Consider the following 23,891-nt stretch of genomic DNA (forward strand, 5'->3'; position numbering starts at 1 on the left):
GAATATATCTAATGGGAAAGTTTATTCTATTGATTGTGAATCTAATATGGTGACATATCTGAAGAATCGATTTAGTCACGATAGCTTTCACAATGTCAATATTATTCAATCGAGAATGGAAGATCCCTGTATTCCAGCGGATGTAGATATGGTTTTTGTTGCAAATACATACAGATTTATCAACAATCGCGCTGTATTTCTACGTAATCTATATCAACAAGTTAAACAACATACGCAATTGATTTTTGTTGATTTTAAAGGCTGTCATGCTCGCGTATCGCCAGACATGGCAATAAATGAAGTCCAACAAGCAGGGTTTAAGGTTGGTAATTTGGATATTAGCGGATGCCCTGATCATTACATTCTTACATTTAAAAAATAGACGAGTAAATATTTTTGATTGCTTAACTTTATAAAATAGAGCATCCCCCCCATCTTTGAGGGGGATGATACCCATATATGTGTTCTTCGACCTCGCGGGCGAAAATGCGCACAGAGTAATACTTTGGTGTTTTCATTACATGCTAATAGATTTACAAGAAAGACTCTAAGTTACAGTGTATGCCTAGACGCCACCAACTATTGCAAGCATCCCTTTTAAAGCTGGCATTCCTAAGCATGAAATGATTCCTTGTGTTATTTGTTGATTAAAAAAAATTAACATAAAAGCTATGTTTCAATCTTAGATAACCTCACTTGTAAATAAACGGTCGCGATGTTATTGCTTTATTGATGCAAAGGTCTGAGTTTTGAGCGTAAATAAAAAAACTGCATCCTCCAGATAGAGAGCCGTGGCTTTTGTCTATGTCTCGGCCTGTCCACCTTGGTGTGACGGATTAACTTGGCTATGCGCTATACCATTTCTACTCATCTCTTTTTGCAATAGTGCTCGGCCATTGCTTTCAATATGATTAAGAAATTTTGCAGCGATCAAGGTTTGACGTTTTGATTTAGACCAAACAAAAAACCAATGTGAATTGATTGGTAATTCTTTTATCGGTAAACGAACCAGTCCGCTTTGCCCACCATAAGTTAATGTATGCGCTGATAAAATTGAGATGCCAAGTTTGGACATCACAGAGTGTTTAATCGCCTCATTACTCTCAATGGTCATTTTTACATTAATTTTCGCCTTATGCTGTTTTAAAAATTCTTCAATGGCATGGCGTGTACCGGAGCCTTTTTCGCGCATCAGAAAAGGTTCATTACATATATCCTTTAAGGTTAAGTCTTTCTTCCGAGCGATTGGATGATCTTCATGTGCTATTGCCACTAGAGGATTTGTTAAAAACTCGATACTCTCAGTTTCAATATCAGAAGGTGGATGGCTAAACACATAAAAATCGTCAACGCCTTGTTTAAGACGCTCAATGGTTTGCTCTCTATTGCCTATTTTTAATTGAATGTCTATATCGGGGTATTGTTCTAAAAAAGGCCCTAACAAATGCGGGATAAAATATTTTGAAGTCGTCACCACTGCCAAGCGCAAGGTCCCTGATTTAAAATCTTTTATATTCCCCAATGACATATCAAGCCGGGCAAAACTATCGAGCACCTCCACTGCCGTTTTCACTAACGCCAAACCAATATCGGTAAACAATAATTGCCTATTGGCATAGTTAAATAAACTTGATCCCATCGCCTGAGCAAGCTTTTTCATTTGTATTGATACGGTCGGCTGTGTCAAAAAGAGTGTTTTAGCCGCTTCTTTAATACTGCCTTTGTCATGAACTGCTAACAATATTTCGAGTTGTCTGATTGTCCCCACATGGGCATGAAGCCTGGATTTCATATCTCCCCCAAAGCAAATTAGACATTTATCTATATAGGGTATAGGTAATATCTATTTATATCTATTCATTATTTTTGCCATAATAGTTAAGCAATAGACTAGGGTATTGAAGGGCATGCCATTTTACGCAGCAATTACTCAGCGGATAACAGGATAATAATCAATGAAAAATATGAAAGTTGCCATTATTATGGGTTCACAGTCGGATTGGCCGGTGATGAAAAATGCCACCACTGTGCTTGAGGCCTTAGACCTTGAATACGATGCGATGGTCGTTTCAGCACATAGGACACCAGAGAGGCTATATAAATTTGCAGAAAATGCACCGCAACAGTACAGCGTTATTATTGCAGGTGCTGGTGGTGCAGCACATTTACCCGGCATGACGGCCGCATTAACATGGTTACCTGTTATTGGTGTACCGGTGATGAGTAAAGCGTTAAAGGGAATGGACAGTTTATTATCCATTGTGCAAATGCCCAAAGGCGTTGCGGTTGCCACACAAGGTATTGGTGAAGCTGGCGCTTTTAATGCTGGCTTGTTGGCTGCACAAATCCTGGCGATCAACGACCGCGAACTTCAAGGTAAATTAAAGGCATGGCGAGCAAAACAAAGTGACAGCGTTTCTTGGGAGGTAGAGTGATGCGCATAGCAATTGTAGGCTGCGGACAACTATCTCGCATGTTGGCGCTAGCGGGCCTCCCTTTAGGTATAAAATTTAGCTTTATTAAAGAGACTGAACAGCAACTAAGTGATTGTGTGGATGGTTTAGGCACGGTTGTTTCTCTTCCTCGAAATTGGCATCAAATTGCGGATATTAATGCACTGTATATTGCTTTGGGGAAACCGGATTGTATCACCGTTGAAAAAGAGCAAGTGGATGTAAAACTGCTGCAAGCGTTTCAACCCTATTGTCATGTTTTTCCAAATCCTGAAGCGATTATTGCTTGCCAAAATAGACATTATGAAAAACAATTGCTAGAAAAGTTAGCCATTCCCACCTCCCCTTTTGTTTATTCACTCTCCGCCAACAAAACGCTGAGAACGTTGCCATTACCTTTGGTCGTTAAATCCTGCCGTGATGGCTACGATGGTAAACATCAGTGGGTTTTAAAAACAGCTGAAGATGTGCAACATTTTGACAGCTTAAACATTCAAGATTATATTATTGAAAAATGGATAAAGTTTGAGCGAGAAATATCACTTGTCTCTGTACGCGCTAAAAATGGCGATGTTGCACATTATCCTTTGACAGATAATACCCATGAAAAAGGCATATTAAAACAATCAACGGCCCCCGCGCTTGAACTCAATCATACCCTAACGTTGCAAGCGCATGCTTATATGGAAAGCTTGTTAACAGAGTTGGATTATGTCGGCGTCATGGCGATGGAATGTTTTGTTATTAATGATCAGTTAATGATCAATGAATTAGCTCCGCGCGTTCATAATAGCGGCCATTGGACACAAGTAGGCAGTGTTACTTGCCAATTTGAAAATCATATCAGAGCCCTGACTGGTTTAGTCTTAGGTAGTACAAAACTGCTTGGCCATGTTGGCATGATTAATCTTATCGGTACTGAAAAACCGCCATTTGAATCACTTTCCGCTTCATCTAAATTATATTGGTACAACAAGTCAGTCCAAGCGCAACGAAAATTAGGCCATGTCAATTTTCTAGCGAGCGACAAGGAAGAACTGAGCCGACAAATGAATGATTTTAAACGCTCGATTTGCTTTGAGGATGGTAAATATTTTCCGCAAGTGGAGAGTAATTAAATAATAATCTATGCAAATAAACTGTTTTTTATAAAGGTTTATTTTCCCTCTCTGTCAGTTGATTTGCTTTTTTAGTAGGAGTTTGGACTTTGCCTGATAATCGTTTTAAAGAGATGAATATCAAAGGAGATCTGTTTGGCGGTGTAACCACTGCCATCATCTCTTTACCATTAGCGCTGGCATTTGGTGTTGCATCTGGGGCGGGGGCTGAAGCAGGACTTTGGGGAGCGATTTTGGTGGGCTTGTTTGCCGCTTTGTTCGGTGGTTCATCTAGTCTTATTTCTGAGCCCACTGGCCCTATGACTGTCATTATGACGGCCATATTAACCAGTATGATGGCTAAGTATCCAGAAACAGGTATAGCGATGTCATTTACAGTGGTAATGATGGCGGGCGCTTTTCAAATTCTCATTGGCACACTTAAGCTCGGGAAATACATCACTTTAATGCCCTATAGCGTGATTTCTGGTTTTATGTCAGGCATTGGTGTTATTTTGATTATATTACAGCTGTCTCCTCTGCTAGGACACGCTTCCCCCTCTGGTGGAGTAATGGGAACTTTGTCAGCACTGCCTGAGACCTTCTTGAATATGAAGTTCAGTGAGTTGTTTTTAGGCTTACTCACATTGGCTATTTTGTTTTTATTCCCTAACGCGTATCGAAAATATATTCCCGCTCAACTGGTTGCTTTGATTGCAGTTACCTTGCTGTCTGTGATTTTTCTTAGTAACGAAGATATTCGTAGAATTGGTGAAATACCAGCAGGTTTACCTTCCTTTGTTATTCCTCAATTTGATACTGAAATATTTACCACCATGCTACTCGATGCTTTAGTACTTGGCACACTCGGCTGTATCGACACCTTATTAACAGCGGTTATTGGTGATTCATTAACCCGTAAAGAACATGACTCCGACAAAGAACTGCGCGGTCAAGGTATTGCCAATATGATATCCGGTTTGTTTGGTGCGCTGCCCGGCGCGGGCGCGACAATGGGGACGGTAACCAATATTCAAGTTGGTGCTCGTTCACCCGCATCGGGAATAATTCGCGCTTTAGTGCTTGCCCTAGTGGTACTCGTCGCTGGCGGGCTAACCGAACCGATTCCAATGGCAGTGTTGGCAGCTATCGCAGTCTATGTCGGTTTTAACATTCTCGATTGGAGTTTTATTCAACGCGCACACAAAGTCAGCGTGCAAGGCATGGTTATCATGTATGGCGTTATGCTGTTAACTGTTTTTGTCGATTTAATTGTCGCCGTTGGACTTGGAGTATTTATTTCTAACATTATTATTATAGAGCGACTCAGTAGAGAGCAAGTGCGTCAAGTCAAAGCGATAAGTGATGCCGATGATGACGATGTGCCACTGACCGACAGCGAACGAGCTTTGCTGGAGAGAGCAAATGGCAAAGTGCTGTTTTTCTACCTATCTGGGCCGATGATCTTTAGTGTATCGAAAGCAATCTCTCGTCAACACAGTCGAATTGCTGACTATGACGCCATGATTATTGATTTAACTGATGTCCCCATGATTGATGTAACGGTCGGACTAGCCCTTGAAAATGCGATCAAAGATGCACAAGATAGCAACTGTGAAGTTTTCTTATTATGTCCAAATGAACACACTCGTCAGCAATTGCAGAAATTTAACGTCTTAAGTCTGGTCATGAATAACAACACTTATTTGCTTCGTTACGATGCATTACAGGCGGCATTAACGTATGTAGAAAATGAACGATAAATTGAAAGCTTTATTTATCAGACGTTACTTTTTACTAAAGCATCATTAACTCAATTGATTTTATTTTTATAGATATCGACCAATATTGCACTTGTAATAAATCGAGCGAAGAGATTACATTGTTCTCTGCTCGATTTGATTTTTATTAATAACAGAATTTATTTAGAACAGTTTTTGCTATTTTGTATTGATTATTGCAACATTCGTTTTTCAACTGTCGCCAGTGCTTCTTCGATAGATTGACGGCCAGTAATGACATTACCAATGGCTGCTTTTTGTCCAAACCAAAATGGCATCATTTGCGGTATGTTTGGCATAACGTCTCCTATTTTCGCATTTTGAATAGTGACCATCACGCGAGGATCCTTGCTTAACTCCTTCTGAAAACTTTTTAGAGCGGGTGCACCAATAGGGGCGTATTGATTCATATATCTCAGCCCATCATCCGTAAGGAGGTAATTCTCAATAAACTCTTTAGCTAAATCACTATTAGGGGATGCTGTACTAATTCCAGCAGTTAAAATACCAACGAAAGGACGAGAAGGTTTACCGTTTAATTTAGGGAGAACAGCTAAACCATAATTAATGCCAGATTTATCTAAATTTTTCCATGACCATGGGCCATTAACTGTCATTGCAACCTCACCTTTATTAAAGGCAGATTCAGCATTTGCATAATCAGCGTCTGAAGAAATAATTTTTTGGTCAACTAATTTTTTAACAAATGCCATTGACTGGTTCGCACCTTTATTGTTCACCCCTACGTCCTTAGCATCAAATCCGTTGGCTGTTATTTTAAAGGCATATCCACCATTCGCAGAAAGAATAGGCCAAGTGAAGAAAGGTGATTGTATATCCCATATTATGGCTTTCTTATCACCTGACATGGACTTATCTATGGCAAAAACATCTTCCCAATTTTCCATTGGTTTGGACATTAAATCTTTGTTGTATATAAGCGATAATGTTTCAGCTGAGATGGGGTAACCGAAATACTTTCCTTTATATTTTAAGGCGCTCCATGTGTAGCTATCGAATTTAGATTTAAAATCATTACTTGGAGAAACTTCCCGGACTAATCCGGCTTCCGCATAACCACCAAAACGATCATGTGCAAAAATCATGATGTCAGGACCACTACCTGTCGAGGCGACTTGCGGGAATTTATTTTCTAATTCGGATGGGTGCTCTACGTTAACCTTTACCCCCGTATCTTGTTCAAATTTTTTGCCTATTTCCATAATGCCATTATAGCCTTTATCAGCAGGAGCCCACACTGTAATCACATTATCACTAAATGCATTGACGGGGAGGGAACCAATAGCCAAAAGACCAGAGATAGCAACTATCGATAGTTTTCTCATTGTAAATTTCCTTTTAAATTGTAAATAGAATGTAACATTAAATGTCACTTTGGTTGGAAGTGGTGATTTTATATTCGAACGGCTTAAGCTTTATCTCTTGTAAAAGCTTCTTTGAGTAAAACTGTTGATTTCTGTCAGAAAGGTTAATCATGACGACAATACTATTTTTATCTTTTTCACGACTAAAACAAAAAACAGTATCACTAGTTTCTTCTAATACCTGTGTTTTTGCTCCGTATTGCCCATTCCATAATGCCGGGTTATTTTTCTTTAGCATGAGTAATTGCTTGTAGAAATCATCGTATTGAAATGCTTTCCAATTAATATCCTCTTTTGCAAAAAAAGATAGCTGTTTATCAAGGCCTGATTCTTGCCCACTATAAATTAGTGGCATCCCTAACAAAGTCATAGCCAACACTGAATATGCTTTGAATGCATGCCCATACAATTTCGTATCGCACTCATCCCAACTATTTTTATCGTGATTGGTGGTAAAAGCCATTCGGTAGGCATCTTCAGGATATTCCATGGCAGATAATTCGACATGTTCTCGAATCGCTAATGCTGTACTTTTCCCCTTAACAATGTTACTCATTACATCATACAATCCCCAGTCGTAGGTCATATCGAAGGCCTTGTTATGTAGCTCTGGAGATGACCATTCAGCAAGCATAAAAATAGGTTTAATACTGTCTAACTCTGCTCTTGCCTTTTCCCAAAATTTAACTGGTACTAATCCAGCCACATCACAACGGTAACCATCTATGCCAACAAACTTCACCCAATAACTTAGCGCATTTATCATGGCATCCCACAATTTTGGGTGTTTGTAATCGAGGCCGACTACATCATCCCAGTACTCAAGTTCTTTGCCGTTATCATAAATGTAAGAATGAATTTCACCTTTTTCATTTTTTTTATACCACTCTGGATGCTCCGTTACCCAGCAATTATCCCAGGCCGTGTGATTAGCAACCCAATCAATCAAAACATACATCCCCATGGAATGTATCTCTTGCACAAGGGCTTTGAAATCGTCAAGTGAACCAAATTCAGGATTTACTTGGTAGTAATCTTTAACAGAGTAACCGCTGCCTAAAGTACCTTTGCGATTTTTTATTCCCACGGGATGAATAGGCATAAACCACAAAATATCAACACCCATTTTTTTCAATCTTGGCAAATGACTTCTAAATGCGTTAAACGTTCCCTCTGGCGTAAATTGACGAATATTCACTTCATAAATATTGGCGGCTTTAGACCATTCCACATGCTCAAATTGATATTCTTTGGTTCTACTCATTTCTTATTTCCTAGTATTAATAATATGTCTAAGCAACTCTTAAAGGATTGTTATGTTCTTTTATTGATGGTGCTAACTAACTGATCGTGTGTCTAAATATCTTCTTGATGGGCGACGCCAATGGATTTCCTAACCACTAATTCAACAGGTGCTATTGTTTGTAAGTTTTTCGGTTCAACACCGGAAAGAATGGCGACAATAGTATCCGCGAGTGGTTTGCACGAATCAGTAAATGGGGAACGAGTGACGGCAAGAGGAGGAGTAAAATTCTCTGTTTTCAAATGTGCGATAACATCATCATGCGCGATAACGGATAGATCTTTACCTATGATAATACCGAGCTCTTTTGCGGCAAGATAAAGCCCATATGCTTGGCTAACACTCGAACAAACTACCGCTGTTGGAATTAAATCTGAGCAGCTGTTTTTATCTTTAAACCATTCGATAGCCGCTTTATACCCCTCCTCTTCTGCCATTGGTCGATTAACAATGAATGAATCTGCAATATCTATTCCTCGTTCTTTCATTGTGTTTTTAAAGCCTTCCTCTCTTTGAGCAGAGAAAGCGAAATGAGAAGGTGCATTAAGCATGGCAATTCGTTTATGGCCGAGATCGGCGAGTAAGTTAACAGACTGAGAAGCTGCACCTTCGTTATCAATATCAAAATAGGCATAATCAACTTCTTTATCAGTGCGACCATGCACTACAAAAGGAAAGTCTTGTTCTAACAAATATTTTATTCGTTCATCATTCACATCAGGTGCTTTAATGATCACACCATCGATAGCTCGGCTGGATACAAATCGTTTAAATGACTCAAGGGCCTTGCCTTTACGTGCGGAGTTGATCAGTAAATCATAATCAGAATCGCCTAAGTGATGACTGATATTCGCAAGCTCCTCTACATACGTAGGAGCATTAATTAATTCGTCTGGTGAATGCAACACAATGCCAATCATACGAGAGCGTCCCGTAGCTAACTTGCGAGCATTTGCATTTGCCTGATACCCCAATTCACTGGCAGCATTTAATACGCGCAGCCTCGTTTTATCACCCACTTCAGGGAAACCGTTAAGGGCCCTGCTAACAGTTGCCTGAGATAGATTGAGATATTGAGCAAGAGATTTTAGTGTTGTCATGATGATTCCTTTTATTTTTAAAGCGCTTTAAATTTAACAAAGAAAATATTTAATTCAATAAGCGAAGTCTTAGTATGTGACCTTGATCTTAAAGGGATTGATTGATTTGAAATTATTTGAAGCGCTTTAAATAAATTCCTGATTATTAAACTGTACTATAAATTCGATGCGGGACGTATAAACAAAGCTTCTTCGCAATTGCGTTTTCTTTCAAATTTTTAATATAAGAATTCCGCTTTTAATAGCGAATAGAGGATAAAATACAAAAACGCAGCGTCATAATTCGATGAAGTCATATCCTTTGAATAGCTAAAGCATATATCCGAGGAAAGATTACCATCAGGCTGTTAACGTTATTTAGGGTGATGTCTTTCGAAGATTATACGGATTTGATGTAAGAGACCATGGTCGTATATCCATTATCATGGTGTTGTTATCTGACATCTATTTTTTACTGCGTTTGTATTTCTTAGTATGGTAGCGGTATTGTTGTTAATTTTTAGATGAAGAGCGCTAAATTGAATAAATTTTCATCAACAAAGAGGCTAAGCAAGCAACGACATATGGGTTAAAACAACAGTTAGATCAGATAAAGCATGATTAAAAACGCACAGTAACAACAAATTGATGCCGACTCCACGTTATGCTAATCAGTCAACCCAATCACAGCCTGCTCAAATATTTGATTATCCCCAAGCGTTTTGCTGACCAGCATGGCCCCTTCCAGCAATGAAATAGTTTTGATTGCATTAGCTTTGGCGCTGTTTTTATTGTCAACGGCAACAACCTGATAGGCCATTTCCAACCAGGCTATATTACGTTCAAAAAAACGCTTCGTTTCATATTGAACTTTATCGGGTAAGCCGTCGGATTCAGCCCCAAGCAAACCACACAGACACATTTTTTTATCCATAATCAATGCATTCCTAAACTGGTTGACGTAAATATCAATAGGATTTTTACCGTCACTAACTAGCTCAAGGGGATCGCCTAAATTAGACAAAAAACGATCGGTATATTGGCGGGCCAGTTCAGCTCCCAAGTCGCTTTTTGTTGGGAAGTGATAATGCACACTAGCGCTCTTAATACCCACTTCAGTCGCTAACTCGCGAAAACTGAAATTACTATAACCTCCGGATCTCACTTTTGATTGTGCCGCTGCTAGTAATTCTTCTCTTTTCGACATCGATGTCACTCCCGGGCTCAAATAATCAGCCAGATTAGCACTGCTGAAGATAATATTGTCCATTTTAGACAAAGTGCCTATCAATAGGTAGATATTTTTTTATGTCGCAATAAGAAGTGTTTTTACAACCGCCCTAGCAAGCTCAATATTTAACCTCAGTTCTGGATAATGGAAGCGAAATCAGATTAAATATCAACAAGCTAAAAAACATATTATACAGTGCTGTTAGTTTTGCGTAGTTCAAGGCGAATCATCGCAGCAATAACTGGTTATTGGCAGATGATTTAACGCAGAAATACGCGTAAATAACGGTACTGTATCGTTTAGCTTATCCAGAATTGAGGTTATTTATATATGCATGGATATATAAATATTGACGAGGCTCCTAAGACAAGCGTAAGATAATTACCTATCTACTGATAGGTAATTAAATTAAACTTCTTTTGGAGAAATACATATGTTAAATAATTCTATCGCGTTAATCGTTGGTGGTTCCAACGGAATAGGCAAAGAAACGGCGAGACGACTACTTGCTCAAGGAAAAACAGTGATCATTATGTCTAGTAATGAAACCAACTTGGCGGCAGCTAAAGCTGACTTAGAACACTCCACGGCTGGAGTAGTTGAAACAGTTAAAGTAGATTTATATGACGCCAACCAAGTAGATGAATTTATCAAACAGATTCAAGCTGAATCTCGTCATATCGAGTACTTGGTTAACGCTGCCGGTTTTTTTAAACCCGTTGCTTTTGTTGACCATAGCAAACAGGATTACGATGCCCAAATGGACATCAACAAAGCCTTTTTCTTTATTACCCAAGCAGTGGTTAAGAATATGCAATCCCATCAGGGAGGGTCTATTGTAAATATTGGCTCAATGTGGGCACACCAAGCAGTTAAAGCGCCCCCCTCTTCTGCTTATTCAATGCAAAAAGCAGCCTTACATGCGTTGACAAAAAATCTGGCAATGGAACTTGGAGATTCTTCTATCCGAGTTAATGCCGTTGCTCCTGCAGTGGTATTGTCAACTATCTACAAATCGTTTATCGAAGCAGATAAAATCGAAGAATCGTTACAAGGTTTTAACGATTTCCATCCCATTGGCCGTATAGGGAGTGTTGAAGATGTGGCAGATTCAATCGAATTTTTGCTCTCTGAAAAGGCTCGCTGGATCACTGGCGCAGTGCTCGATGTAGATGGAGGCGTAATGGCAGGCCGTAATTAGCATTGCCAACATTTTTGACTCTCGAATAGACAATTTCTGTGCAGGCATTATTATTTGCTAGGTAGGCATATCCTATTTACCGAAGCTTTTTAGCGCTTTTTGTGGGCTCATTTTAAAGCGCTAATTTACCTTATTTATTCTGAGCAGCAACCCAACAAATCGGCGGTGTACGATGAAAGAGATGAACAGTTTTTGGCAACAACTCTATGCACAAAGCCAGCAGGTTGACCTCGACAATATGCCGGTAGAGCATATGCAGCTAAACCATGACTTGGCTGTAGATGCCGCAATTAGCTTACGCCAATCGCCATGGTTACCCTCGCCCGCAAAAGGCATCAAACGTCTTCTTTTAGAAAGAGAAGGTGGAGAAAAAACCCTGCGTGCAACGAGTATTGTTGCGTATCAACCTAATAGTCAATTTGCATCTCATACACACCCCATGGGTGAGGAGTTTTTCGTATTAGCGGGGACGTTCTCTGATCAATATGGCGATTATCCCACAGGCAGTTATGTGAGGAATCCGCCCGGCTCTTCTCATAAACCGTTCAGTCGTGACGGTTGTTTGATTTGGGTTAAATTACAACAGTTTGCTCCTAATGATAGTCAGCATGTGGTGCTTAGTAGTGGGCAACAAGCCGCGAATATCGATGATCGCCTCTGTAATAGAAGGATATTGTTTAATGACTATGAAAAAGTCGAGTTGCTGAAAGCAAATCAAGACTTTGTTATTGATCCTGCATGGAGCAAACAAGGTATTGAAATACTAGTCTTGCAAGGACAGATAAGCAGCCATAAGTCGCAATTTAACGATGGCCACTGGCTGCGTTTAGCAGCCTCAAATAGTCGAGTCTTAACTGTTAAAAAAAGCAGTCAGTTACTGATTAAATACCAACATTTGGAGTTGTAAAAATGAAGCACAAAAAATCTCTCTGGCAAGCATCAGTGAGAAACGCTCAATGAGCACTGTTAATACGATTATTGTTGGAGGCGGCATAGCAGGCTTGTACTGCGCATGGCGTCTTAGGCAACTTAATATTGCATTTATCTTACTCGAGGCAAAACCGACCTTAGGAGGCCGAATTCAGAGTAAAGTTGTGGCCAATAATGCAACGCTATCCGTTGACCTAGGTCCAACATGGTTTTGGCCGCATCAGAAGAAAATGCAAAAACTGCTAAAAGAATTAGATGTTGACTGGTTTGAGCAATACACCCGTGGCGACGTGTTATATCAGCTAAGGGAGAATCAAGCCGTGACCCGGACGTCTGGCTCAGACGTCATGCTATCTTACCGAATCACGGGTGGCACGCAAAAATTAATCACCGCCTTGAGCAAAAAAGCTGGATCAGAAAATATAAAAACGACTCACCCAGTTACTGACATCGAACATGATCAAGGCCAATGGACGTTATCAATTGATAGCAGTGGATCGTCACCAGTTTTTAAGTCTCAACGTTTGATCATGGCCGTGCCGCCAAGAATCGCTTCTCATTTGTTAACAAGTAAAAACATTGTTTGCACACAACTCACTACCCTTCTGGATAAGCAGCAAACTTGGATGTCTGGCCAAGCTAAATTTGTGGCTGTGTACGAACAACCCTTTTGGCGACAGCAAGGACTGGCTGGACAAGCTTTCAGTCAGATAGGCCCGATGGTAGAGATACATGATGCGTCTGCTACAAGGGATCAAGGGTTTGCATTATTTGGCTTTATTGGATTGCCCTACTCAGTGCGCCTGCAACTAACAAAGCAACAACTTGAATTGGCATGTGTTGAGCAACTAGCGGCACTATTTGGAGAGCAAGCCGCAAAACCGACACGTGTTTACCTTACTGATTGGGCCAAGGATAAATGGGTGGCAACAGCGCAGGATATTGCCGAGCCGCCAAAACATGCAGAGCTGAATCTGAGTCGTTATCAACAACAACTAAAACAACTCAAACTGTATTTTGTCGCGTCAGAATATGCGCAAGTTGAAGCTGGTTATCTTGAAGGCGCTTTAACAGCTGTTGAGGCTGCGCTTAATGACATCAGTAGGGATACGATGCCTTGAAAGTAAAATATGGGATTGATTTTTGAACCCACTCTATTTAATGTTGGGCTTATCTTTTCAACAGAGATTGTAGGATCGCAATTATTTTCAGCTCCACCGGGCCAAACCCCGCCATGCGTGAAAACACGCCCGAAGTGGTGTGTGGACCAATCCGTGCAATAATACGATGAGCGATTTGAAACTCGAAAATCAAATCCGCGTGATTCAAACCGCGATGGAAGTTGGCAATTATCCAAGCTCGCTGCTGGCAATTACTGAGTTGCTTTAACAGCGTTCGCGCAACCTTCAGACTAGGTAACATGACTGATATAATTTCGTTGTCCGCATTCACCAATATCTGATTACCACTTTCGTCGGTTAACGATAACCGAGTGAACACATCCAGTGCAGCGTTCATTGCAGCTAACTCGCCTTTGAAGTATCTCGGCTACTAATTTTCAACGTGCCGTTGACTTTCCATTTTGCATGAGTGGCGTCATCACCAGTGCCACTGGGGATCCATATCTCCATGTTTTCTAAGGTGTAGGAGATTTCGGCGCCACGCCCAGTCAACTTATCGTATATATCAATCGCCATATCAGGCCATGATTTTGTATCTGCCATGAGAGTCCCCTTAAAGGTTTTGAATTGCAATGGTTGCGTAATCGACCCAATCCATTTACTGAATTAAAATATAGTCAAATTAACTATAGACCGAATACAGCAAGTGTCAATCGTCATTTTTTTAAAGTACTCATTATATTACAATAGGTTATGTCGTTTTTTTTGTACATTAGGAGTTAACCGACTAATAATATCAAGTGATGGGGATCAGTTTTTCATCTATTCGTTAGACGTTTTTATATTGCTAAGTCAGCAGTGCAATATATGCTTAATAAGCAGCCTTATGACAAGCTGTATAAAAAAAGGTGATAATTGATGGTAAAAAACATTTTGGTCGTCGGGGCATCCGGTTATGTGGGCAGTCAATTAGTGCCTGTACTTGCACAAAAAGGTTATTACGTAACAGCGACAGGACGGGATCTAAACTCACTTCAGAAACGTCACTGGAGCAGCCTAGAAAATGTCAATATTGTCCAGTTAGACTTAGCCATAAGCAGTGATTTATCGCTTCTTTTAAAAAACATTGATATCGTATTTTTTCTTGTACATGGCATGAGTCATGGTGATGATTTTGTTGATGTTGAACTCTTCAGTGCCAAAAATTTTAGTGAGCAATTAAAAGCCAGCCAAGTTAAACAGGTTATTTATTTAGGCTCTCTACAACCTATTTCGGCTCTTTCAAAACATTTCATTGCACGTAAAAAAACCGGTGAAATTTTAAGAGAAAGCAGTGTTGTAGTCACTGAGTTAAGGGCGGGCATAATTGTCGGTCCGGGTTCGGCGGCTTTTGAGGTGATGCGTGATTTCGTTTATCATCTCCCCATTATCATCACGCCTAAATGGATGGCTTCTCACAATTCGCCCATTGCCTTAGAAAATCTACTTTATTATCTTGTTGAATTACTCAAATTCACTCCCACTACACATAAAATTTTTGATATTGCCGGTCCCGAATTACTGACATATAAAAAACAGATGCAGATAATAGGTAAATTAGCAGGTGAAAAGGTGCATATTATCCCCTTAGCATTTCTTACCCCGAAGATGGCCGCTTACTGGCTGAAGATCATGACCTCTGTGCCGACTAACATTGCCAAGGCATTAGTCGGCGGTTTGCGTTATGACTTAACTGCCAACGGTGAAGAGATCCAAGCACTCATTCCACAACCATTACTTTCATTTGAACAGGCCGTTGCGAGTACCTTTGCCCATGAAAGAGATATTATAGACAGTGTGATTTGGGGATTTGATGCAGATGCGCTGTCTCGTTGGCAACCCGGTTATAGTTATTATCCGAAGCAAGCAGGCTACCGATTAAAGACCACTGTAAGTGCCGAATCTCTATGGCAACAGATTCAATTAATTGGTACCCAAGAAGGATACTTTTTCGCCAACATTTTATGGCGAACCAGAGAATGGATGGATTACCTTGCTGGCGGTAATTCATTAAAACGTTATCGCCGAGATCCGAGGAAATTAGCATTAGGTGATAGAATTGATTCATGGAAAGTGATATCTATTAAAAAAAATGCCTTTTTGTCTTTATTATTTGGCATGAAAGCCCCGGGACTGGGCCGATTAGAATTTAACATTGTCGATAAAGGCACTTATAGAGAATTAGATATACGTGCTTGGTGGCATCCAGCCGGATTTTGGGGACTGTTATATTGGTTTGTAATGATGCCCGCACATCTTTTTATTTTTAAGGGCATGACAAAAGCAATAGTCAAAAAATGCAAATCTATAAGTTAAACTTATTGGGTATCTACTGAGCAGCAGTTGAAACGGGTGCTTTATTATAAAAACAGCCAATTTGTGCTACGAGATAAGCTATTTTTGCTTAGTTCAATGCTTTAAATGCGCCTTTTTCAACGATTAAAAGTAGTTACAAAAACAACAGCTCAAATTGCAGATTTTATGCAGCCCATAATTTGGTAGGCAACTATCCATTACCCCCCCCAAAAAAATCTTCGCTTCATTTATGCTTGTTAAAATGAAGGCTAAGTAAATACAAATAACATTTCCCTCTTTCCTTAATTTTATGATTAAGACAGATAGTTACTATCATCGATAGCATGCAGTTATTGTTGCACTGAGTTACCTTTACACCAGTCTACAATAATGACTTTGTGCGATTGCCGTCGAATATATTGATTACATTTAAAGTAATATAGCCGTTGTCATTGAAGATGCAAAAACTAACAACTCCTGTAGTGAAAGGTCTCTAGCGTGAAGGTAAAGATCTAACAGGTTAAATCAAGACAGCACCACCCAAAAAAAAATTTCAGCATCGGTCGCTCGCTTAAAAACCAATCGGATCTTGTAACATTCGCTAGGGGCTCGTCTTAAAAGGATTAAAATCTTTATTTGAATGCTTTTAAGACGAGGAATTGCGAAGTTAATCTCTCCAAAGGTCCTCATATTGCGCCTTGTTTTGCTGCCCGAGCTAAAGACTGATAAATGCATTTTGATTCAGATATATTGCCTGATTGATTTAAATGCGATAGATTCGGCTGCTTTCGGACACACTAAAACTTAGCATTGCTATGTAAAAAGCAACGCAGTGTATTTTTTAAAGCCTTGTTGAGGTTTTTCTATGTAATGAGTGATTCGACAAGACTTCCATTTACGGCGTATTTTTTAGATTAAATATATAAAATTCAAATAATAAGGACGATAATGAGGCATTTTTTTGTAAAGCTATGCTTACTCTTAAATTTATTTATTTCCATCGCAGTTAGCGCACAACCGTTACACTTCGCACTCTTTTCACCTCGATACTCTGAAGACGCTTTCTGGGAACCTGTTGAAGGCTTTGCTAAGCAGGCTGCCCAGCAGCTAAATATAAAGCTTTCAATTTGGCACACAAACAACTCTAAAAGAGAGATGTTTAAGATGCTAAAAAAAGCGAAACAGCTAAATGTTGATGCGGTTATCTTTCCCAACGTTGGCTTGGTCGCACTACAAATGATGAAAGAAGCCGAGCAATTGCGACTTCCATTCTTATTATTCAATTCCGACTTAATAGGCGACGACATACAACTAGCTGGTAAACCGCAACAAAAATATAAATATTGGCTCGCGACCCTGATGCCTGACGATATTCAAGCCGGATACCTGTTAGGAAAACACTTAATAGGGCAAGCTCGGCAGAAAAATTTAACCGACAAAAATGGCGTTGTACAGATTATTGCGATTAACGGTTCAATTGCAGATACCCCAGCACAACAACGTTTAGCAGGCTTGCAGAGGGCAATCGAAGAAGATGGTAATAGCAATTTGTTACGCAACGTTTATGCTTACTGGTTACAACAAAAGGCATACTATAAAGCGCTTCATTTATCACTACGCTATCCCGATACAAATGTTTACTGGGCAGCGAGCGATCTAATGGCCATAGGTGTAGAGCAAGCCTTAACTGAGCATGCTTTAATACAGGGGAAGGACTATCTGACCGGCGGTGTTGATTGGTCTAAAGAGGGGCTCGAAGCCGTTAAAAAAGGCCAGATTAGCGCCTCTGTCGGTGGCCATTTTATGGATGCGGCATGGGCGGTGATCATGTTATATGATCACTTTAACGGATTTCCTCTCAACGCAGAAACTTTTTATCAATTTAGGTCCTCAATGTCATTAATTTCTGCTGCCGACATTGATCTCTTGCTTCCCCATCTAAAATTAAATGACTGGAAAAGCACCAATTTCCGCTTGCGCTCAAAGGTCTATCATAGAGATTTAAAAAAGTATGATTTTTTCCCAGCGTCGGTGCTAAAAGAGCTTCGAAAAACACAATAACCACAACGCTAGCTTAGCAAAAAGCAGATGAGCTCTAGTTGTCACCAATCCAATAAGGCTCTGCATTTTCAGCTTGATTATTTGACCTATCTGGGCGATCCATATTAGCCGCATTTTTTTCCTTACGGCCTATTTACTGATGGTTTGGGTACAGATCTAAAAAGAGAGCCACTTAGCTCTCTTGGAACCACATCGAATTATTAAGCATCATAAGTCGTTGACGCCGTATCACCGCCTGTTCCAGTCCAGTTGGTATGGAAGAAATCGCCTTGAGGTTGGTCAATACGCTGATAAGTGTGGGCGCCGAAATAATCACGCTGAGCCTGAATCATATTCGCAGGCAATCTAGCAGTTGTATAACCATCAAGGAATGTTAACGCCGAAGTCATGGTTGGCATTGGCAGACCTATTTCGATAGCCTTGGCAACGATTTTACGCCACGCAGGCATGCTCTCTACGAGGATATCTTTGAAGTAGGGATCTGAACCCAAGAACTTAATCTCTGGATTATTTGCGTAGGCATCGCGAATATTGCTAAGAAAAGCACTGCGGATAATACAACCACCACGCCACATCAAGGCTACGCTGCCATAGTTTAGTGCCCAGTCATTGTCTTCGGAGGCTTCTCGGATAAGCATAAAGCCTTGTGCATAAGAGATTATCTTTGATGCAAGTAACGCGTATTTCAACGCTTCAAGCCACTCTTTTTTTTCTCCCTGTACAGGCGCAATGGTTTTCTCAAACAATTTTTCAGCTGCGACTCGCTGCTCTTTCAAAGATGAGAGGCACCGCGCAAATACAGACTCAGTAATAAGCGTCAAAGGAATACCGAGATCCAGTGCGTTAATACCAGTCCACTTACCCGTGCCTTTTTGTCCTGCTGTGTCGAGAATTTTCTCCACCAAAGGCTCGCCATCGTCATCCTTATAACCGAGGATATCAGTTGTAATATCAATCAAATAGCTATCTAGTTGGGTAGATTTCCACTCTTCAAAGGTGGCCTGCATTTCGTCGTGTGATAATCCAAGCCCTTCTTTCATGAAATGATAAGCCTCACTTATTAGTTGCATATCACCGTATTCGATACCATTATGAACCATTTTAACAAAGTGCCCGGAACCGTCTTTGCCTACCCAATCACAGCATGCCTCGCCTGACTCAGTTTTGGCAGAAATAGCTTGGAATATAGGCTTAACATGAGGCCAAGCTTGTGGTGCACCACCGGGCATGATAGAGGGACCAAAACGAGCGCCCTCTTCACCGCCAGAAACACCTGTACCCACATAATAAATCCCTTTCTCTTGTAGAGAGGCGACACGACGGTTTGTATCAGGATAATTCGAGTTACCACCATCAATGATGATATCGCCCTTGTCCAACAACGGGAGCAATTGTTCGATAAATGCGTCAACAACATCACCTGCACGTACCATCAACATAACTTTACGAGGCATTTTTAGTTTAGATACCAAATCAGCAAGGGAGCTAGCGCCAATAATATTGGTTCCCTTCGCAACCCCTTCTAGGAAATCGTCCACTTTTGACACGGTACGATTAAAAGCAACCACATTGAATCCGTGATCGTTCATATTCAAGATTAGATTTTGCCCCATAACTGCTAAGCCAATAACGCCGATATCACCTTTCATTCTATTCTCCTTTGGTTATATATTTCGCTGCCGGTAGATCAAGGTAGCACTCGATTTGAGCGGCAATCGACTTCACTCAAATCCTTCATTGTCATTACTAAAATTTTGCGCTCTTGCCAATACAAAGTGATTGATCATTAAAGTTCGCAATAATCCGTGTCGGTAAGGTTCTTACAAGGGAATCGCCATTTGCGTCCATCGTTGACCAAAATACTATCAGCTTCTTTTGGCCCCCATGTGCCTGCGGCATAGCCAAACAGATGCTCGGGATTTTCCTTATAGTCCAACATGGGTTGCACAAACTTCCAGCAGGCCTCGACTGCATCGGTTCTGGCAAACAGGGTTGCATCACTTTTCATACTGTCGTGAATTAATCGCTCGTAGGCGGTTAGCATATTGCTTTCTTCAAGGTCTTGGTAATGGAAATCCATCGAAACCTCTTTTGCCTCGAAACCTGAACCTGGTTTTTTAAGACCAAAACTGAGCAGAATGCCCTCGTCAGGCTGAATGCGAATAATCAATTTGTTTTCCGGTGCATTAATCCCAAAAACTGGATGAGGCGTAGTCTTAAAGTGGATAACCACCTCCGTGACACGGGTAGGTAAACGTTTTCCGGTACGTACGTAGAAAGGCACACCAGCCCATCGCCAATTATCGATGAACATCTTCAGCCCGACATAAGTTTCGGTACGCGAATCATCCGCCACCCCCGCTTCTTCTCTATACCCAGGTAGGGATTGGCCGCGGACCATTGATGCCGTGTACTGTCCCAGCACCAGATTATTTTTCAGGCAGTCCTCACTAAGCGGTCTGAAGCACTGCATAACCTTGACAACTTCGTCGCGCATTGAGTCGGCGTTGATAACCGAGGGTGGCTCCATACCCACCATTGCCAATACCTGTAATAAATGGTTCTGGAACATATCTCTTACAGCACCCGCGTCATCATAGTAACCGCCTCGCTCTTCTACACCGAGAAACTCTGCAGAGGTTATTTCAACATGGTCGATATAGTTGTGATTCCATAAAGGTTCGAACATAGCGTTAGAGAAGCGTAAAACCAATAAGTTTTGAACTGTTTCTTTGCCAAGGTAGTGGTCGATTCGATAGATTTGATGTTCTTGAAAAGAGGCGTGTATTTGTTTGTCTAACGACTTCGCCGAATCAAGATCATATCCAAATGGCTTTTCAATGATAAGATTTTTCCAGCCATCACTCTCATCATTAAGTCCATGAGCTGCAAGACATTCAGGAATAACGCCATACAAACTAGGTGGTGTAGACAAGTAATAAACCGTGTTTCCACCCGTTTGGTGTTTTTTGTTCAACTCAGATAAACGCGCTTTAAGGCTAGCATATACGCTTACGTCAGAGGTATTAAGCGACTCGAAATAGAGATGCTCAGAAAAGCTTTTTAACGCATCACACTGGTGTTTTTCATTTTTTACTAAGGACGCTTGCATTTTTTCTCGAAAGGTCTGATCACTAAACTCGGTGCGGCTGACACCTAAAATGGCAAAATCCTTAGGTAACATGCCATTTTCATAAAGGTGGTAAAGCGCAGGGATAAGTTTTCGGTGGGTTAGATCTCCAGAAGCACCAAAGATGACGATGGTGCTGTTTTCGAGTGTTACTACATTCTCTAGCTCTTCCATAAACGCCTCATACAATTTAGACAATAGACATGCGTAGCTATCACTAGCTATCACTAGCTATCACTAGCTACACACGAAGGTTACGCGTAACACTGATGAAATCCTACGCCCAGTAAAGTATTAATGCAACGAAGATAATAATACTACACCCGATAAAATGCTATTGCACCGCACCGATCATGGTGATTGATTGCCCCCCTTTTATCAGGTGGCTGAGAATAGAAGCTTTCCATCTCCCCCTCAAAAAATGGATGCCACATTCAACAGAGCCAGGTTAAGTGCAACGGTTATAATTTATTTTTGCACATTAGTTATTGTTTTTAATGATATATTTGCTTTCACATACAGGTTACTAAAAGTATACTAGTTGCTTTTATTTTCCAGTGTATCAGAATACTCCAGATAGACAGCACTTTAAATAAAAATTACCGCGAGGAAGCCCCCACATGTCGACGTTAACATCTTATGACCCAAGCACCCATGAAGAGATCGGTACGGTTACAATTACAACGACTGAGCAAATTCCGGCATTAGTTAGTTCCTCACAACATGCACATAAAAGTTGGGCAACGTTATCATTAGCCCAACGTCAAAAAATTGTAGCCAATGCCTATCAGCACTTAGCGCCGATACAAGATCAATTGGCTAAACTGATTAGCCAAGAAATGGGTAAAGACTACCAACGTGCAACTTATGAAGCGGGAGGCACTATCCAAAATGGCGCTTATTTTGCGCAGGAAATAGCGCAGGCATTGAGCAGTGAAAATATCGATAGAAGTACTCAATTACAATATAGGCCACTTGGTGTCGTCGCTGTTATTTCTCCTTGGAATTACCCTTTAGCAATGGCAAATAATTTAATCATGCCGGCATTAATTGCGGGCAATAGCGTTATTTTAAAGCCTTCTGAAGAAACACCGCTGGTTGCTGAACTTTTTGTAAATAGGTTAAACGAAATTTTACCAAAGAATGTATTACAACTTGCTCAAGGCGATAAAAAAACAGGGCAAGCTCTGGTTGTGAGTGATATTCATATGGTTGCATTTACAGGCTCGCTGGCAGCAGGTAAAGACATTATGGCAAATGCTGCGTCAGGTTTAAAACGACTAGTTATGGAACTGGGTGGCAATGATCCAATGATTGTCATGGCCAACGCCAATATTGATGCAGCAGTACAATTTGCAGTTGCCAGCTCGTTTGAAAATGCGGGGCAGATGTGTACCGCTACCGAACGCATTTATGTTGATGCGCGTATTGGCGATGAATTTGAACGAAAAGTCGTTGCCTTGGCGCGTCGCTATAAAGTTGGCCCATGGGATCAAACTGAAGTTAACATTGGTCCGATAGTTAACCAAAAACAGCATCAAAAAATATTGACGCAATTGCAAGATGCAACAGCAAAAGGTGCGCAACTATTACTAGGCCTCGATCATTATCCATTACCCTTTATACAACCAACGGTCATTACCGGTATTACCCCCGATATGCTTTTAGAACAACATGAAACCTTTGGTCCCGTTGTCGCTATCAGTCATTTCCAGTCAATTGACGAGGCAATCTCTAGAGCGAATGATAGCCCTTATGGACTAGGTGCTGTCGTCTTCGGTGGTCAGGGAGCTAATGCTGTCGCAGAACAACTTGAAGCAGGTATGGTCGCAGTCAATCAGGGAGTTGGTGGCGGCAATGCTCCTTGGGTAGGCGCGAAACAAAGTGGATTTGGTTTTCATGGCTCCGCAGCTGGGCACCGCCAATTTGCACAAGTGCGCGTAATCAGTAAATAACTCTCTTTAAATAAGGCCAAACACGATGAATAAATCATTCAATAACAAAGATTACTTTGTAGCAGCTTATGAGCCGGGGGCTGAACACCCAGCATTACCAACTTGGGCAAGCAATAAAGCCAACATAGCTAAACTATCCACAACGCCGGAGCGAGTCATTACTAAAAAAATACTCACGCAACTACCTGGCGCTTTTCAATTACTGAATGTCCTCTCCATTGAAGAATGTGAGCGACTGATCGAAGTTAGCGAGTCAATGGGGTATTTAGCTGATGCAGCGGTTTCTCTACCACGAGATATTCGCCACAATGATAGTCTTACTTGGGTTGTTGATGAGCAAACGGATGGTATTATATGGGATCGTATTAAACACTTAATGAGCGATGATCAGGATATCTTTAATGGAAAATTAGCTTTGGGTTTGAACGCACGTTTTCGTTTTTATCGTTACCGCAAAGGCGATTATTTCAAACCACATTCAGATGGTTCTTGGCCGGGTAGTCGTGTTATTAATAATGAGTTAGTTGCAGATGCCTTTGGCGATCGTTTTAGTCAAATGACTTTTTTAATACTTCTTACCGAAGACTTTACAGGAGGGGCAACACGATTCTTAGTGAATGCGACTAATTCAGACCAACCAGCTCGTCGTGGTGATGACGTTAAAGAGATAGACATTCGCACTACAGCTGGCAGTATTCTTTGTTTTCCTCATGGTTTGCACCCCTTGCATTGTATCCATAGCTCCGAGCCTATTTACAAAGGAGTAAAATATATTATTCGCACAGATGTCTTATTCGAGTTGTAGTAATATACATACACAGCTTCTATCC

At 40.8% G+C, this 23,891-nt stretch carries 20 protein-coding genes and 1 pseudogene; 12 read left to right on the forward strand and 9 right to left on the reverse strand.

What is annotated here, in order from left to right:
• Positions 1-382, forward strand: a 382-nt coding sequence (locus KSO91_RS05060; protein WP_238741863.1) for a class I SAM-dependent methyltransferase, incomplete at its 5' end; no start/stop codon positions are given.
• Positions 383-802: 420 nt separating this feature from the next.
• Here the strand turns inward: KSO91_RS05060 and KSO91_RS05065 are convergent.
• Entirely contained in the window at positions 803-1,792 is a 990-nt protein-coding gene (locus KSO91_RS05065; RefSeq protein ID WP_238741864.1) for a LysR family transcriptional regulator, read from the reverse strand.
• 163 nt (positions 1,793-1,955) lie between these two features.
• On the opposite strand from KSO91_RS05065, the gene purE reads away from it, so the two are divergent.
• The 3 genes from purE to KSO91_RS05080 all read left to right on the forward strand — a co-directional run bounded on the left by purE (position 1,956) and on the right by KSO91_RS05080 (position 5,313).
• Entirely contained in the window at positions 1,956-2,435 is a 480-nt protein-coding gene (gene purE, locus KSO91_RS05070) for a 5-(carboxyamino)imidazole ribonucleotide mutase (RefSeq protein ID WP_238741865.1), read from the forward strand.
• Positions 2,435-3,571 carry a 5-(carboxyamino)imidazole ribonucleotide synthase gene (locus tag KSO91_RS05075; protein ID WP_238741866.1) on the forward strand — a complete coding sequence of 379 codons (1,137 nt, stop codon included), beginning with the start codon at positions 2,435-2,437 and terminating at the stop codon, positions 3,569-3,571. The genes purE and KSO91_RS05075 overlap by 1 nt, the downstream gene beginning before the upstream one ends.
• A 113-nt stretch (positions 3,572-3,684) precedes the next feature.
• Positions 3,685-5,313, forward strand: coding sequence for a SulP family inorganic anion transporter (locus KSO91_RS05080; protein WP_238741915.1), 1,629 nt, complete (start codon positions 3,685-3,687; stop codon positions 5,311-5,313).
• Positions 5,314-5,504: 191 nt separating this feature from the next.
• Here the strand turns inward: KSO91_RS05080 and malE are convergent, their stop codons facing one another.
• The 3 genes from malE to KSO91_RS05095 all read right to left on the reverse strand — a co-directional run bounded on the left by malE (position 5,505) and on the right by KSO91_RS05095 (position 9,119).
• The gene (gene malE / locus KSO91_RS05085; RefSeq protein WP_238741867.1) at positions 5,505-6,677 is read right to left on the reverse strand and encodes a maltose/maltodextrin ABC transporter substrate-binding protein MalE; all 1,173 of its coding nucleotides are present in this window, start codon (positions 6,675-6,677) and stop codon (positions 5,505-5,507) included.
• A 37-nt stretch (positions 6,678-6,714) separates the two neighbouring features.
• Entirely contained in the window at positions 6,715-7,980 is a 1,266-nt protein-coding gene (locus KSO91_RS05090) for an alpha-amylase family glycosyl hydrolase (protein WP_238741868.1), read from the reverse strand.
• 92 nt (positions 7,981-8,072) lie between these two features.
• Positions 8,073-9,119, reverse strand: a complete 1,047-nt coding sequence (locus tag KSO91_RS05095) for a substrate-binding domain-containing protein (protein ID WP_238741869.1) — start codon at positions 9,117-9,119, stop codon at positions 8,073-8,075.
• Positions 9,120-9,445: 326 nt separating this feature from the next.
• On the opposite strand from KSO91_RS05095, the pseudogene KSO91_RS05100 reads away from it, so the two are divergent.
• Positions 9,446-9,616: pseudogene (locus KSO91_RS05100) on the forward strand (ion transporter); the annotation flags it as partial.
• 149 nt (positions 9,617-9,765) lie between these two features.
• On the opposite strand, the gene KSO91_RS05105 reads toward KSO91_RS05100, so the two are convergent.
• Positions 9,766-10,305, reverse strand: a complete 540-nt coding sequence (locus KSO91_RS05105; RefSeq protein WP_238741870.1) for a TetR/AcrR family transcriptional regulator — start codon at positions 10,303-10,305, stop codon at positions 9,766-9,768.
• 457 nt (positions 10,306-10,762) lie between these two features.
• Here KSO91_RS05105 and KSO91_RS05110 point away from each other — a divergent pair, with 457 nt between their 5' ends.
• The 3 genes from KSO91_RS05110 (at position 10,763) to KSO91_RS05120 (ending at position 13,581) form a co-directional block, all read left to right on the forward strand.
• Positions 10,763-11,530, forward strand: a complete 768-nt coding sequence (locus KSO91_RS05110) for an SDR family NAD(P)-dependent oxidoreductase (protein WP_238741871.1) — start codon at positions 10,763-10,765, stop codon at positions 11,528-11,530.
• A gap of 172 nt (positions 11,531-11,702) precedes the next feature.
• Complete coding sequence (locus KSO91_RS05115) at positions 11,703-12,437, forward strand: cupin domain-containing protein (protein ID WP_238741872.1); 735 nt, start codon at positions 11,703-11,705, stop codon at positions 12,435-12,437.
• Between the two features lie 49 nt (positions 12,438-12,486).
• Positions 12,487-13,581 carry a flavin monoamine oxidase family protein gene (locus KSO91_RS05120; protein WP_238741873.1) on the forward strand — a complete coding sequence of 365 codons (1,095 nt, stop codon included), beginning with the start codon at positions 12,487-12,489 and terminating at the stop codon, positions 13,579-13,581.
• Positions 13,582-13,630: 49 nt separating this feature from the next.
• Here the strand turns inward: KSO91_RS05120 and KSO91_RS05125 are convergent, their stop codons facing one another.
• Together KSO91_RS05125 and KSO91_RS05130 are read right to left on the reverse strand one after the other, a co-directional pair.
• A complete protein-coding gene (locus KSO91_RS05125) occupies positions 13,631-13,978 on the reverse strand; it encodes a hypothetical protein (RefSeq protein ID WP_238741874.1) in 348 nt (115 codons plus the stop codon).
• A 5-nt stretch (positions 13,979-13,983) separates the two neighbouring features.
• Complete coding sequence (locus KSO91_RS05130; RefSeq protein ID WP_238741875.1) at positions 13,984-14,184, reverse strand: hypothetical protein; 201 nt, start codon at positions 14,182-14,184, stop codon at positions 13,984-13,986.
• A gap of 315 nt (positions 14,185-14,499) precedes the next feature.
• Between KSO91_RS05130 and KSO91_RS05135 the strand changes: the two genes are divergently transcribed.
• Together KSO91_RS05135 and KSO91_RS05140 are read left to right on the forward strand one after the other, a co-directional pair.
• Complete coding sequence (locus KSO91_RS05135) at positions 14,500-15,936, forward strand: DUF2867 domain-containing protein (protein WP_238741876.1); 1,437 nt, start codon at positions 14,500-14,502, stop codon at positions 15,934-15,936.
• A gap of 927 nt (positions 15,937-16,863) precedes the next feature.
• Complete coding sequence (locus tag KSO91_RS05140) at positions 16,864-17,976, forward strand: ABC transporter substrate-binding protein (RefSeq protein WP_238741877.1); 1,113 nt, start codon at positions 16,864-16,866, stop codon at positions 17,974-17,976.
• Positions 17,977-18,176: 200 nt separating this feature from the next.
• Here the strand turns inward: KSO91_RS05140 and gnd are convergent, their stop codons facing one another.
• Together gnd and zwf are read right to left on the reverse strand one after the other, a co-directional pair.
• Positions 18,177-19,625 carry a decarboxylating NADP(+)-dependent phosphogluconate dehydrogenase gene (gene gnd, locus KSO91_RS05145; protein WP_238741878.1) on the reverse strand — a complete coding sequence of 483 codons (1,449 nt, stop codon included), beginning with the start codon at positions 19,623-19,625 and terminating at the stop codon, positions 18,177-18,179.
• 137 nt (positions 19,626-19,762) lie between these two features.
• On the reverse strand, positions 19,763-21,280 hold the full coding sequence (gene zwf / locus KSO91_RS05150; protein ID WP_238741879.1) for a glucose-6-phosphate dehydrogenase: 1,518 nt from the start codon (positions 21,278-21,280) through the stop codon (positions 19,763-19,765).
• Between the two features lie 446 nt (positions 21,281-21,726).
• Here zwf and KSO91_RS05155 point away from each other — a divergent pair, with 446 nt between their 5' ends.
• Positions 21,727-23,061, forward strand: a complete 1,335-nt coding sequence (locus KSO91_RS05155; RefSeq protein ID WP_238741880.1) for an aldehyde dehydrogenase family protein — start codon at positions 21,727-21,729, stop codon at positions 23,059-23,061.
• A 25-nt stretch (positions 23,062-23,086) separates the two neighbouring features.
• Positions 23,087-23,866: a prolyl hydroxylase family protein gene (locus tag KSO91_RS05160; RefSeq protein WP_238741881.1), complete on the forward strand. Its 780-nt coding sequence runs from the start codon at positions 23,087-23,089 to the stop codon at positions 23,864-23,866.
• Positions 23,867-23,891 lie beyond the last annotated feature (25 nt).

Source organism: Psychromonas antarctica, assembly GCF_022267535.1.
Classification (GTDB): Bacteria; Pseudomonadota; Gammaproteobacteria; order Enterobacterales; family Psychromonadaceae; genus Psychromonas; species Psychromonas antarctica.